This is a genomic window from Sphingomonas sp. SUN019 (genome assembly GCF_024758705.1).
Taxonomy (GTDB): Bacteria; Pseudomonadota; Alphaproteobacteria; order Sphingomonadales; family Sphingomonadaceae; genus Sphingomonas.
This window is the reverse complement of the sequence record NZ_CP096971.1, coordinates 1836525-1848786: the sequence shown is the minus strand read 5'-3', so window position 1 is coordinate 1848786 and position 12262 is coordinate 1836525. Positions and strand designations below refer to the sequence as shown.

The following is a 12262-nucleotide window of genomic DNA, read 5'->3' as shown; positions in this document are numbered from 1 at the left end:
AAAGAGGATGTTTGAATGAACCGAGACCCGCGCGCGATCATCGACGATGCGCCGATGAGCCGCCTGCAGATCGCGGCGGTCGCGATCACCGTCGGGCTGAACGCGCTCGACGGGTTCGACGTGCTGTCGATCAGCTTCGCCTCGCCCGGCATCGCCGCCGAATGGGGCGTGGAGCGCGCCGCGCTGGGCGTGGTTCTGTCGATGGAGTTGATCGGCATGGCGGTGGGATCGGTCCTGCTGGGCGGGCTCGCCGACCGCATCGGGCGGCGCAAGATGATGCTCGGCTGCCTCGTCACGATGCTGACCGGAATGTTCATGGCCAGCCGCGCGAGCGGGATCGGCGACCTGTCGGTGTGGCGCGTGCTGACCGGCCTCGGCATCGGCGGGATGCTCGCGACTGTCAACGCGGTGACCGCGGAGTTCGCCAATGCGCGGCGGCGCAACATCTGCCTCGCGCTGATGACGATCGGCTATCCGATCGGCGCGGTGATCGGCGGGTCGGTCGCGGCGCTGCTGTTGAAGGGAGGGGACTGGCGCGCGGTGTTCGAATTCGGCGCGATCGTCACCGCCTGCTTCATTCCGTTGGTGTGGTTCTTCATCCCCGAATCGGTGCATTATCTGGTCGATCGGCGGCCCGCAGGCGCGCTTGCGCGGATCAACGCGACGCTCACGCGGATGCAGCACCCCGCGATCGACGTACTGCCGACGTTGACCGCGGCTGAGGAGAAAAGGTCGATCACCGACATCTTCAGCCCCGCCTTGCTGCGCACGACGATCCTGGTCACGCTCGGCTATTTCGCGCACGCCGTGACCTTCTACTTCATCCTGAAATGGTCGCCGAAGATCATTGTCGATCTGGGGTTCGATCCCAGTTCCGCGGCCGGGGTGCTGGTGTGGACCAATGTCGGCGGCGCGACCGGCGGCGCGATCTTCGGGTTGCTGGCGCAGAAGTTCGACCTGAAGCGGCTGACCCTGTTCACGCTCGCCGTGTCCAGCCTGACGGTTGCGCTGTTCGGCGCGTCGGGCGCATCGACGCTCATGATGCTGTCGGCGCTCGCGTGCCTGTCGGGCTTCTTCACGAACGCCGCGATCGTCGGCTATTACACCATCTTCGCCCGCGCCTTTCCGTCACACGTCCGCGCCACCGGAACCGGCTTCGCGATCGGGGTGGGGCGGGGCGGGGCGGCGCTCTCCCCGATGCTCGCAGGGTTCCTGTTCGCGGGCGGCGTGGGCCTGGGCGGAGTCGCGATCGTCATGGCGTGCGGGTCGTTGGTGTCGCTCGCCGCGCTGGCGTTCACCCGGCTGCGTATCGCCGACGTGACGCACGGCGTGGACGAGCCCGAAGCCATTCCAGCTTAGGCCAGCTCCTCGTCAGGGAACGTTTCGGTATCGATCTGCGCCTGCATCGCGGCGGAATAGCGCGCACCGCGGATCGCGCCGCCTGCGAAGATCGCGTCGACCGCGTCGAACACGCTGGCGTCGAGCAACAGCGCCAGCGCGCCGAGGTCTTCCTCCAGATGCGCGATACTGCGCGTGCCGGGGATAGGCACGACATGGTCGCCGCGCGCCAGCACCCAGGCGAGCGCGAGTTGTGCTGGCGTCGCGCCGACGCGGCGGGCGAGGGCGTCATACGCATCGACCGCGATCAGATTGTGCCGCAGATTGTCGCCGTTAAAGCGCGGCATCCCGCGGCGGATGTCATGCTCGTTCTCATACGCATCGTCGCGCACCGCGTCGCACAGCAATCCGCGCGCGACCGGCGAAAACGCGACGAAGCCGATCCCGAGTTCGCGGCATGTATCGAGCACCGCGATTTCGGGATTGCGGACGACCGGCGAATATTCGCTCTGCACCGCGGCCACCGGATGGACCGCATACGCACGGCGGATCGTCGCCGCCGACATCTCGGACAGGCCGATCGCGCTGATCTTGCCCGCGTCGATGGCCCGCACCATCGCGCCGACCGAATCCTCGATCGGCACGCGGCGGTCGAGCCGGTGCAGATAATATAGATCGATATGGTCGGTCCCGAGCCGCGTCAGCGCGCCGTCCAGCGTCTTCGCGATCGCCGCTGGCGACCCGTCCAGCGCGCGCTTGCCGTCGATCATGTCGAGCACGCATTTGGACGCCAGCGTAAACTCGCCGCGCCGGTGCATCACCGCCTTCGCCAGCAACCGTTCGTTGTTCCCGCCGCCATATAGCGCGGCGGTATCGAGGAACGTCACGCCAGAATCGAGCGCGCGGTTCAGCAACGCCGCACCGTCATCCTCCGACACCGGCGCACCGTACGCATGGCTGAGGTTCATGCAGCCCAGCCCAATCGCCGACACGGTGAACGGGCCGATCCGGCGGGTCGGTAGGGTCATAAGGGAAGTCCCACGAATTGTTCGGCGATCGCGCGCTGCATCGCCTCCGATCCCGCGATGTAGTCAAGCTCGGCGATCTGCATCCGCCGCTTGAAATCGCCCTGGTCGGGGAAAAGATGCAGCAGTTCGGTCAGATACCAGCTGAACCGCTCGGTCTTCCACACCCGCGCCAGCGCCTTCGTCTGATACCCGTCCAAGCCCGCTTGGTCGCCGCGCCGGTAATGCGCGATCATCGCATCGGCGAGGTAGGCGACGTCGGCGGCGGCCAGGTTCAGACCCTTCGCACCGGTCGGCGGCACGATATGCGCGGCGTCCCCGGCCAGGAACAGCCGACCATAATGCATCGCTTCGAACACGTACGATCGCAGCGGCGCGATCGACATCTCCAGCGCCGGCCCGCGCGCGATCGGTCGGCTGGCCAGCCCCGCGAAGCGCGCGTCCAGGACATCCCACAGACGATCGGCGGGCCAGTCCTCCAGCCGCTCGGTCAACGGAACCTGGATGTAGTAACGGCTGCGCGTGGGTGAACGCATCGAGGCGAGCGCGAAGCCGTCGTTGCCGGTCGCATAGATCAATTCGTCATGGCACGGCGGCACATCCGCCAATATGCCGAGCCAGCCGAACGGGTAATCGCGCGCATATTCGCGCACCGCGTGTGCCGGAATCGCTCGGCGCGACGGGCCGTGCGATCCGTCGCACCCGGCGATGAAATCGGCCTCGATCCGATGGTCCGCGCCGTCCTTGGTATAGGTCACCGAAGGCTGCGCGCTGTCGACATCGTGGAGCGCAACATCGTGCGCCTCGAACACGATCTCCAGTCCGCGCGCCGGGGCGGCATCGATCAGGTCGCGGGTGACCTCGGTCTGGCCATAGACGGTCGCGTGGTTGCCGGTCAGCGCCTTGATGTCGATCCGGATCAACCCGTCCGGCGTCCCGAGGTTCAGCCCGTTCTCGATCATTCCCTCGGCGTTCAGCCGCGCGTCGATGCCGATCCGGCGCAACAGATCGGTCGTGCCCGCCTCCAGCACGCCCGCTCTGATCCGACTTTCAACGTGCGCCCGCGTCTGCCGCTCGACGATCACGCAATCGATCCCCTCGGCGCGCAGCAGATGGCCGAGCAGCAGCCCGGCAGGACCGCCGCCGACGATCGCGACCTGCGTCTTGTAAGTCGCATTCACGCCGAAAGCTGCCGCTCCAGCTGATCGAGCACGCGGTAACAGGGCAGCACCTGCGCGACCGAGCTGTTCGGCTCGCGTCCCTCGCGGATCGCCGCGATAAACTCACGATCCTGCAATTCGATTCCGTTCGAAGACACGGCGACGCCGGTCAGGTCCACCGGTTCTTCCTTGCCCGTCACCAGATCGTCGTAGCGCGCGATCCACGTGCCGTTGTCGCAGATGTAGCGGAAGAACGTGCCCAGCGGTCCGTCGTTGTTGAATGACAGCGACAAAGTGCAGATCGCGCCGCTCTCCGCCTTCAACTGGATCGACATATCCATCGCGATGCCGAGATCGGGATGCAGCGGCCCCTGCACCGCGTTCGCGGCGACGATGGGCCCGGCCTGATACGCGAACAGATCGACGGTATGCGCCGCATGATGCCACAACAGGTGATCGGTCCACGACCGCGCCTCACCCTTCGCATTCATGTTCTTGCGCCGGAAGAAATAGGTCTGGACGTCCATCTGCTGCACGCTCGCCTCGCCGCTGGCGAACTTCCGGTGCAGATACTGATGGCTCGGATTGAAGCGACGGGTGTGGCCGACCATGCAGACCAGGCCGGTCTCCCGCTGCTTCGCCAGCACAGATTCGGCATCGGCCAAGCTGTCGGCCAGCGGGATTTCGACCTGCACGTGCTTTCCCGCGTCCATGCATTGCAGCGTCTGCGCCGCGTGCATCTGAGTCGGGGTGCACAGGATCACCGCATCGACATCGTCGCGCGACAAGCTGTCGGCCAGGTCGGTGCAGGCGTGGCCGATGCCGTATTTCGCGGCGATCGCCTGCGTCGGTTCGAGCCGCCGTCCGACGAGGCTGGTCACCTTTACGCCGTCGATGTTCTTCAGCCCGTCGAGATGCTTCTCGCCGAACGCGCCGGCGCCGGCGAGCGCAATGCGCAGGGTCATGGTTCTTCCTTTCTAAGCCCCTCCCCTTCAGGGGAGGGGTTGGGGTGGGGTGGCGCCTCAAGCGATCTGCTCGCGGATAAACCCCACCCCCAACCCCTCCCCTGAAGGGGAGGGGCTTCATCAAGTTTACTCGGCCGCAACTCGCTCCGCGGCGTCGCTGCCGGTCATGTCGAGACCCTCGCCATTGTCGGGCCGCAGCACGACATGGCCGATCGCGGTATTGCTGCACGGGACGTGATAATGGCGGTGCAGCGCGCGGGTGTTCCTGCCCATCGCGCCGCGCATGATCAGCCACATCACCATCTCGATTCCCTCAGAACCGGTCTCGCGGAGGTATTCGATATGCGGAATGCGGCGCAGATCGTCGCCGTCGCCGATCAGCCCGTCGATGAAGCGATTGTCCCATTCCCGGTTGATCAGCCCTGCGCGTGGCCCCTGCAGCTGATGGCTCATCCCGCCGGTGCCCCAGACCTGCACGTTCAGGTCTTCCTCGAAACTCGCCACCGCGCGCGCGATCGCCTCGCCCAGCGCCCAGCAGCGGTTGCCCGAGGGCGGGGGATAGGTGACGACATTCACCGCGAGCGGGATGACCTTTGTCGGCCACGCGTCGGGTTTGCCGAACATCATAGACAGCGGCACGGTCAGCCCGTGATCGACGTCCATCTCGTTGATGATCGTCATGTCGAATTCGTCCAGGATCAGGCTCTGCGCGATATGCCAGGCGAGGTCGGGATGCCCCTCCACCTCGGGTACCTGCCGCGGGCCCCAGCCTTCGTCGGCGGGCTTGTAGCGTTCGCCGCAGCCGATCGCGAAGGTCGGGATGATCTTCATGTCGAACGCCGACGCGTGGTCGTTGAACACCAGGATCACGACGTCGGGCTTTTCCGACTTTTCCCATTCGCGGGTCCATTCGAATCCGTCGAAGATCGGCCCGAAATAGTCATCCTTGTCCTTGCCGAAATCGGATGCGACGCCCAGCAACGGCACGTGGCTGGAACCGACGCCTGCGGTGATGCGCGCCATTACCTTTTGTCCTTGATGCTGCGATTGCCCTCGGGCGACCGTCCGCCCGCGACCATCATCGCGGTGTAATCCTCGAAATTCATGTCGGTCATCGTCGACACCGCCTGCGCGAAACTCTGCCCGTCGGTGGAGAACACTTTCGCCAGGAAATACACGTTGCCGCCCAGATCGAGCAGCCGGTTATAGTCGCGCTTCAACAGCGCGTCCTTCTGCTCGGGCGTGATATTCCACTCGTCGAGATACGCCGCCTCGTCGGCACGGAAGCGGGCGCGGTTCTCGTCCTTCATCAGGCTCATCGCGCATTGGTTGAGGTTGTATCCCTGACGCGCGCGCTTGGCGGTGAACACGCGCGTGCCGGGAATGTCCTCGAACTCGGCGAGATACTCGTGAATATCTTGTGGACCGCTCACAGCCCTCTCTCCTTCAATTTCGCGTCGAGCCGGGGGAACACGCGGCGCGAATTGCCCTCGAAGATCGCGTGGCGTTGGTCCGCGCTGATCGGCAGCGCGTCGACATAGCGTTTGGTGTCGTCGAAATACTCGCCCGTCGTCGGATCGATCCCGCGCACCGCGCCGACCATCTCGCTGCCGAACAGGATGTTCTTCGTGTCGATCACGTCCGCCAGCAGGTCGACGCCCGGCTGGTGATAGACGCAGGTGTCGAAGTATACGTTGTTCATCACATGCCCGTCGAGCGCGGGCTTCTTCAGCATATCGGCCAGCCCGCGGTAACGCCCCCAATGATAGGGAACCGCGCCGCCGCCATGCGGGATGATGAACCTGAGCGTGGGGAAATCCGCGAACAAATCGCCCTCGATCAACTGCATGAACGCGATCGTGTCGGCGGCGATGTAATAGGCTCCCGTCGCGTGGAGGGCAGGGTTGCAGCTGCCCGACACGTGGATCATCGCGGGGACGTCCAGTTCGACCATCTTTTCGTAAAACGGATACCAGTAACTATCGGTCAGCGGCGGGTGTTCGAACCGTCCGCCGCCCGGATCGGGATTGAGGTTGCAGCCGATGAAGCCGAGTTCGCTCACGCAGCGTTCCAGCTCGGCGATCGATCCCGCCATGTCGGCCTTTGGCGACTGGGGCAGCATACAAACGCCCGCGAACGTTTCGGGATACAGATCGACGCAGCGCGCGATCAGGTCGTTGTTGGCGCGCGCCCAGCCGATCGCGACGGCTTCGTCGCCGACGTGCGGCGCCATCGCGGAGGCGCGCGGGGAGAAAATCGTCATGTCCGCGCCGCGCTCGCGCAACAGACGAAGCTGGTTCGCCTCCAGCGTCTCGCGGATCTCGTCGTCGCCGATCGCGGGGTAGGGCGGCGCGTCGGTCCCCGCCTTGAACGCAGCCTTCTGCGCGTCACGCCAGTCGTTATGCGCGGCCGGCGCGGTCGTATAATGGCCGTGGCAATCGATGATCAGCGTCACGCGGCTTTCTCCAGTCGCGTCAGGAACGGCAGCAGCACGCGGAGTTTCGCCGACAGCCCGCTGGGCGGCATCGCGCAAAGTGAACCGATCGCATAGTGCAACTCGACCGTGGCGCGGCTCATCGTCGAACTGGTGCCCAGCGCGTCCAGCGTCGTCACAACCTCCTCCATCTCGGCCGCGCGGCGCTCGCCGTGGATCATCATGCGATCGAGACTATAGTCGAATCGGCGCTTCCAGTCCGCGCCCGGCCAGGTCAGATCGAGCGAGGCGGTCACTTCGTCGCGCACGCCCGCGGCTTCGGCCGCCAGCACGCATTCGGCGCTCAACGCCTCGATCCCCTTGATCATCACCGACCGGATCATCTTGATCGCGGACGCGTCGCCGATCGCGGTTCCCACGATGCGGACGCTGGTGAAGCCGCAGGCGCGTAGCGCCGCTGCGCCCTCCGCCGCATACGGGCCGGAGACGAGCAACGGCACGTCGCGGCCGCCGGGCTGGGCGGGCGCCATGACGGCGACGTCCACGTAGCGCCCGGTGCGATCGATCTCGGCGGCGGCGGCGCGTTTCGTTTCGGGCGCGACCGAATTCATGTCGAGCCACAGCGCGTCCGGCTCGATCGCTGCCGCCGCGCCGCGCGCCACGGCCAGCGCCTGATCTGCCGTGACGAGCGACAGGATCATGCGCGCGCCGATCAGTGCGGCGGTAGCGCTGTCGCACGGCGTCACGTCGCAGCGCGCAAAGTCCGCCAGTTTCCGCGCACGGGTCGCAGGATCATCGAGTTTCAGGTCATAGCCGCGCGCGCCGGGGTCGGCGAACGCCATCGCCGCCTCGCCAAAACCGATGAAGGCGACGTTTCTCTCCATGCCGTAACGGTACGCGCCCGCCCGTCGCGTCCGCCAATCGGAAAGGACGCGATCTTATTCGTTTTCCGGAATTCCGACCGTTTCGGATGCGCGCTCGATCAGCTCGACCAACCGTTGCTGCGCGGCGCTCGGCCGCCATCCGGCGCGTGTCGTCAGGCCGATCGTGCGCACGCTGTCCGCCAGCCGTGCGCCGATCACCGCGAGCATCCCGGCATCGACCTCCAGCGCGACCTGATCGGGCGACAGCAACGTCAGCAGGTCGGAGTCGCGCAGTAGACCGCGGATCACCATCACAGATCCGCATTCGATCGGGGCGGGCGGCGGCGCGCGTCCCGCGAACAACGCCTGCCACTGGCCGCTGAGCGGCGTCGCCGCCGATCCGACGATCCACGGATAGGCCGCAAGCTGTTCGAGCGTTGGCCGCGCCACCCCGGCCAGCGGGTGCCCCGCGCGCGCGATCACTGCCAGGCGATCGGTGAACAACGCGCGCTGGTCCAGATCGGGCAGGGCCGTGTCGCGCAGCGCGCCGACCATCAGGTCGATCACGCCGTCGCGCAACGGATCGACCAGTTCGCGCCACGATCCCTCGATCACGTCGATCACTACGCCCGGCGCGGCGCGGGTGAAGGCGGCGAGCGCGCGCGGCAGGACCAATGCGCGCGACAGCGGCATCGCGCCGACCGCGATCCGGCCGGTGCCCGCAGGATCGGCCGACAGTTCGGCGATCCCCGCGGCGATCTCGCGGTGCGCCAGCCGCACGCCGCGCGCCATGCGGTGGCCGTGGTCGGTCAACGCGACGCCGCGTCCGCGCCGCTCGACCAGCGGCAAGCCGGTGACCTGCTCCAGATCGCGCACCGCCCGGTGCAGCGCGGGTTGCGACAGGCCGCTCGCCGCTGCGGCACCCGCGAACCCCCCGGCATCGGCGACGCGCAGGAAAGCGTCGAGCTGGGTCGCGGTCATCAACTGGTCGGGACGCGAGAAACCGCGTCCGCCCGCCGGACCGCCGCGGCTGGCGGTGGCAAGCTGGCGAAAGGCGGCGGCGGCGCGGTCGGCCATCGCCTTACCCGCCGCCGTCGCGGCCAGCCCGTCGGGCCGCCGGTCGAACAGCGCCGCCCCCAATTGCCGTTCCAGCTTCGACAGGCCCTGCGTCAGCGCGGGCTGCGACAGCCCGATCCGCGCCGCCGCCGCGCTCAACGTCCCATGCTCGACGACCGCGGACAGCGATCGCAAATGACGCAGGTTGAGATCGAACGGATGCGGCTCCATCATTCGGACATAGCAAAATCTTATCGCCGTGGCGCAATATCGATTGGGGCGGCGCGATACGCATCGCTAGCCGTGCCTCAAGAAGGAGAGCGACCATGGCGGGACGTGTCGTCCGCAACATCGAACGGGCCGATCTGCGCGTGATCGACGGGCTGGCGTCGGCCGGGGTCGCGACCGTGCACGAGGCGCAGGGGCGGATCGGCTTGCTCGGCAGCAGGATGCGGCCGATCTATCCCGGCGCGCGGATTGCGGGATCGGCGGTCACGATCTCCGCCCCGCCCGGCGACAATTGGATGGTGCATGTCGCGATCGAACAATTGCAGGAGGGCGACATCCTGGTGCTCGCGCCGACCAGCCCCTGCGAGGACGGCTATTTCGGCGACCTCCTCGCCACCTCGGCGATGGCCCGCGGATGTCGCGGGCTGGTGATCGACGCGGGGGTGCGCGACGTGCGCGACCTGACCAGGATGGGTTTTCCGGTCTGGTCGAAGGCGGTCTTCGCGCAAGGCACGGTCAAGGCGACGCTCGGCAGCGTCAACGTTCCGATCGTCTGCGCGGGGGCCGCGATCGAGCCGGGCGATGTGATCGTGGCGGACGATGACGGGGTATGCGCGGCGAAACGCGCCGACGCGGCGACCGTCCTGGCGGCGGCGCAGGCGCGCGAGGCGAACGAGGAATCGAAACGCCAGCGGCTAGCGGCGGGCGAACTCGGTCTCGACATCTACGACATGCGCGGCAAGCTCGCGGCGCTGGGGCTGAAATATGAGTGACGGCATCCCCTGCATGTGGATGCGTGGCGGCACGTCGAAGGGCGCCTTCTTTCTCGCCGACGATCTGCCCGCCGACCCCGCGACGCGCGACGCGTTCCTGCTGCGCGTGATGGGGTCGCCCGATCCGCGTCAGATCGACGGCATGGGCGGAGCCGATCCGCTGACCTCGAAGGTCGCGGTCGTGTCGAAATCCGCCCGCGACGGCGTCGACGTCGATTACCTTTTCCTGCAGGTCTTCGTCGACAAGGCGATCGTCACCGACAGCCAGAATTGCGGCAACATGCTCGCCGGGGTCGGCCCGTTCGCGATCGAGCGCGGGCTGGTGACGCCGATCGGTGACGAAACCCGCGTCGCGATCTTCATGGCCAATACCGAACAGGTCGCGGTGGCAACGGTCGCGACGCCGGGCGGCATTGTGACCTATGACGGCGATGCCGCGATCAGCGGCGTGCCCGGCACCGCCGCGCCGATCCCGCTCGCGTTTCGCGATACCGCGGGATCGAGCTGCGGCGCGCTGCTGCCGACCGGCAATAATGTGGATGAGATCGACGGTGTCGCCTGCACCCTGATCGACAACGGGATGCCGTGCGTAGTGTTTCGCGCCGAAGACGTCGGGGTGACCGGCTATGAGGATCGCGAGACGCTCGACGGCAACGATGCGATGAAAGCGACGGTCGAGGCGATCCGGCTGAGGGCGGGGCCGCTGATGAACCTGGGCGACGTGACCGACAAATCGGTGCCCAAGATGATGCTGGTCGCCGCCCCGCGCGAAGGCGGCGCGATCGCGGTCCGGTCCCTGATCCCGCACCGCGTCCACGCCTCGATCGGGGTGCTCGGCGCGGTCAGCGTCGCCACCGCCTGCCTGATCGACGGATCGCCCGCGGCGGCGGTCGCGCAGGTTCCCAATGGCGCGACCAAGACGTTGGGCGTGGAGCATCCGACGGGCGTCACCGAATGTGTCGTGACGGTCGACGGCGACGGCGCACCGGTCGAGGCTGGGATGCTGCGAACCGCGCGCAAGCTGATGGACGGGACGGTGTTCGGATGAGCGTGGATGCAGACGGCCGCGTCCGTAGCTGGACGCTCAACCCTTCCGTTCCGTATTACACGCCGCCCGCGGGTGCGATCGACGCGCATTGCCATGTCTTCGGTCCGGCGGACCGCTTTCCATTCAGCGCCAAGGCCAAATACCAGCCGCAGGATGCCGGGCCGGACATGCTGTTCGCACTCCGCGACCGGCTCGGCTTCGCGCGCAACGTCATCGTCCAGGCGAGTTGCCACGGCACCGACAATGCTGCGACGCTCGACGCGATCGCGCGATCAGGGGGTCGCGCGCGCGGTGTCGCCGTGGTCGATCCGAGTATTTCCGCAGAGGATTTGCAGTCCCTGCACGACTGCGGCATCCGCGGCATCCGCTTCAATTTCCTGAAACGGCTGGTCGACGACGCGCCGAAGGACAAGTTCCTCGAGGTCGCGGCGCGGCTGCCCGCGGGGTGGCACGTCGTGGTCTATTTCGAAGCCGACATCCTCGCCGAACTGCGCCCGTTCCTCGACGCCATCCGCGTGCCGCTGGTGATCGACCATATGGGCCGTCCCGACGTGCGGCAGGGGCCGGACGGCGCGGACATGCGCGCGTTCCGGACGCTGCTCGACAGCCGCGACGACATTCATTTCAAGGCGACGTGCCCCGACCGGCTCGATCCTGCAGGCGCACCGTGGGACGATTTCGCGCGTGCCGTCGTGCCGCTGGTCGCCGACTATCCCGATCGCTGCCTGTGGGGCACCGACTGGCCGCATCCGAACATGCAGGATGCGATCCCCGACGACGGCGCGCTGGTCGACATGATCCCCCGCATCGCGCCGACCGCGAAAGCACAACGCAAGCTGCTGATCGACAACCCGATGCGGCTCTACTGGGCGGACTGACCCGCGCCTATTCGTGGATGCGGCGCAGCAGGTTGACCAGTTGCGCGGTTTCACGTGGCGAGAAGCGCGATTTCAGCCAAGCCTCATGCTCCAGAATGCTCTCGCGCGCCTGAACCAGCGCCTCATGCCCGGTGGTGGTCAAATGCAACGTCTGCCGCCGACGATCCGCGGTGGATGCGCCGCGTTCGACGAAGCCGCGCTTCTGCAACCGGTTGACGATCGCCATCACGGTCGCACGATCCATCTGCAGCCGCCGCCCGATATCGGCCTGCGCGATATCGGGATGATCGTCGATCAGCCACAGCACCGATACCTGCTTCTGCGTCAGATCGAGATCGGCGAAGGTCTCGGTGAAATGGCGATAGACCGCGCCGTGCGCCAGCCGGATGTGGAAGCCGACGATGTGGTCGATGTCGCCGATGTCGTCGTCGGCCGTCGGGGGCTGATCGATCGTTCCAACCGGGTAATCCATACTAACAGCTTTGCGGCTTCGG

General features: G+C 66.8%; 13 protein-coding genes. 4 read left to right on the top strand and 9 right to left on the bottom strand.

All coding sequences use genetic code 11. The features are described 5' to 3' along the window. Window positions 1-15: 15 nt before the first annotated feature. Entirely contained in the window at window positions 16-1359 is a 1344-nt protein-coding gene (locus tag M0208_RS08925; RefSeq protein ID WP_258891356.1) for an MFS transporter, read from the top strand. Here the strand turns inward: M0208_RS08925 and M0208_RS08920 are convergent. From M0208_RS08920 to M0208_RS08885, 8 genes are all read right to left on the bottom strand, one after another. Then, window positions 1356-2366 carry an aldo/keto reductase gene (locus M0208_RS08920; protein ID WP_258891355.1) on the bottom strand — a complete coding sequence of 337 codons (1011 nt, stop codon included), beginning with the start codon at window positions 2364-2366 and terminating at the stop codon, window positions 1356-1358. The two genes, M0208_RS08925 and M0208_RS08920, sit on opposite strands and share 4 nt — an antisense overlap. After that, window positions 2363-3544, bottom strand: a complete 1182-nt coding sequence (gene pobA, locus M0208_RS08915; protein WP_258891354.1) for a 4-hydroxybenzoate 3-monooxygenase — start codon at window positions 3542-3544, stop codon at window positions 2363-2365. Before pobA ends, M0208_RS08920 begins: the two co-directional genes overlap by 4 nt. Then, a complete protein-coding gene (locus M0208_RS08910; RefSeq protein WP_258893207.1) occupies window positions 3541-4482 on the bottom strand; it encodes a Gfo/Idh/MocA family oxidoreductase in 942 nt (313 codons plus the stop codon). Before M0208_RS08910 ends, pobA begins: the two co-directional genes overlap by 4 nt. A 132-nt stretch (window positions 4483-4614) precedes the next feature. Then, a complete protein-coding gene (locus M0208_RS08905; protein ID WP_258891353.1) occupies window positions 4615-5511 on the bottom strand; it encodes a class III extradiol dioxygenase subunit beta in 897 nt (298 codons plus the stop codon). After that, entirely contained in the window at window positions 5511-5921 is a 411-nt protein-coding gene (gene ligA / locus M0208_RS08900; RefSeq protein WP_258891352.1) for a protocatechuate 4,5-dioxygenase subunit alpha, read from the bottom strand. The genes M0208_RS08905 and ligA overlap by 1 nt, the downstream gene beginning before the upstream one ends. Beyond that, a complete protein-coding gene (locus tag M0208_RS08895; protein ID WP_258891351.1) occupies window positions 5918-6943 on the bottom strand; it encodes an amidohydrolase family protein in 1026 nt (341 codons plus the stop codon). Before M0208_RS08895 ends, ligA begins: the two co-directional genes overlap by 4 nt. Continuing rightward, the gene (locus M0208_RS08890) at window positions 6940-7806 is read right to left on the bottom strand and encodes an NAD(P)-dependent oxidoreductase (RefSeq protein ID WP_258891350.1); all 867 of its coding nucleotides are present in this window, start codon (window positions 7804-7806) and stop codon (window positions 6940-6942) included. Before M0208_RS08890 ends, M0208_RS08895 begins: the two co-directional genes overlap by 4 nt. A 54-nt stretch (window positions 7807-7860) precedes the next feature. Continuing rightward, window positions 7861-9072 carry a LysR family transcriptional regulator gene (locus M0208_RS08885; RefSeq protein WP_258891349.1) on the bottom strand — a complete coding sequence of 404 codons (1212 nt, stop codon included), beginning with the start codon at window positions 9070-9072 and terminating at the stop codon, window positions 7861-7863. 95 nt (window positions 9073-9167) lie between these two features. Here M0208_RS08885 and M0208_RS08880 point away from each other — a divergent pair, with 95 nt between their 5' ends. From M0208_RS08880 to M0208_RS08870, 3 genes are read left to right on the top strand one after another with little or no spacing between them, the layout of a single operon-like run. After that, window positions 9168-9842 carry a 4-carboxy-4-hydroxy-2-oxoadipate aldolase/oxaloacetate decarboxylase gene (locus M0208_RS08880; RefSeq protein WP_258891348.1) on the top strand — a complete coding sequence of 225 codons (675 nt, stop codon included), beginning with the start codon at window positions 9168-9170 and terminating at the stop codon, window positions 9840-9842. Continuing rightward, window positions 9835-10890, top strand: a complete 1056-nt coding sequence (locus M0208_RS08875) for a 4-oxalomesaconate tautomerase (RefSeq protein ID WP_258891347.1) — start codon at window positions 9835-9837, stop codon at window positions 10888-10890. Before M0208_RS08880 ends, M0208_RS08875 begins: the two co-directional genes overlap by 8 nt. Continuing rightward, window positions 10887-11768 (top strand): amidohydrolase family protein, encoded by an 882-nt coding sequence (locus M0208_RS08870; RefSeq protein WP_309546995.1) that lies wholly within the window; start codon window positions 10887-10889, stop codon window positions 11766-11768. The genes M0208_RS08875 and M0208_RS08870 overlap by 4 nt, the downstream gene beginning before the upstream one ends. Window positions 11769-11775: 7 nt before the next feature. Here M0208_RS08870 and M0208_RS08865 read toward each other — a convergent pair whose 3' ends face one another. Next, window positions 11776-12240 (bottom strand): MarR family winged helix-turn-helix transcriptional regulator, encoded by a 465-nt coding sequence (locus tag M0208_RS08865; protein WP_258891346.1) that lies wholly within the window; start codon window positions 12238-12240, stop codon window positions 11776-11778. Between the last annotated feature and the right edge of the window lie 22 nt (window positions 12241-12262).

What these genes read in the sequence shown, in the direction of transcription:
- M0208_RS08925 (WP_258891356.1), top strand. Translation starts at nt 16, where the DNA reads ATGAACCGAGACCCGCGCGCGATCATCGACGATGCGCCGATGAGCCGC.
- M0208_RS08920 (WP_258891355.1), bottom strand. Translation starts at nt 2,366, where the DNA reads ATGACCCTACCGACCCGCCGGATCGGCCCGTTCACCGTGTCGGCGATT.
- M0208_RS08905 (WP_258891353.1), bottom strand. Translation starts at nt 5,511, where the DNA reads ATGGCGCGCATCACCGCAGGCGTCGGTTCCAGCCACGTGCCGTTGCTG.
- M0208_RS08890 (WP_258891350.1), bottom strand. Translation starts at nt 7,806, where the DNA reads ATGGAGAGAAACGTCGCCTTCATCGGTTTTGGCGAGGCGGCGATGGCG.
- M0208_RS08885 (WP_258891349.1), bottom strand. Translation starts at nt 9,072, where the DNA reads ATGGAGCCGCATCCGTTCGATCTCAACCTGCGTCATTTGCGATCGCTG.
- M0208_RS08880 (WP_258891348.1), top strand. Translation starts at nt 9,168, where the DNA reads ATGGCGGGACGTGTCGTCCGCAACATCGAACGGGCCGATCTGCGCGTG.
- M0208_RS08875 (WP_258891347.1), top strand. Translation starts at nt 9,835, where the DNA reads ATGAGTGACGGCATCCCCTGCATGTGGATGCGTGGCGGCACGTCGAAG.
- M0208_RS08870 (WP_309546995.1), top strand. Translation starts at nt 10,887, where the DNA reads ATGAGCGTGGATGCAGACGGCCGCGTCCGTAGCTGGACGCTCAACCCT.
- M0208_RS08865 (WP_258891346.1), bottom strand. Translation starts at nt 12,240, where the DNA reads ATGGATTACCCGGTTGGAACGATCGATCAGCCCCCGACGGCCGACGAC.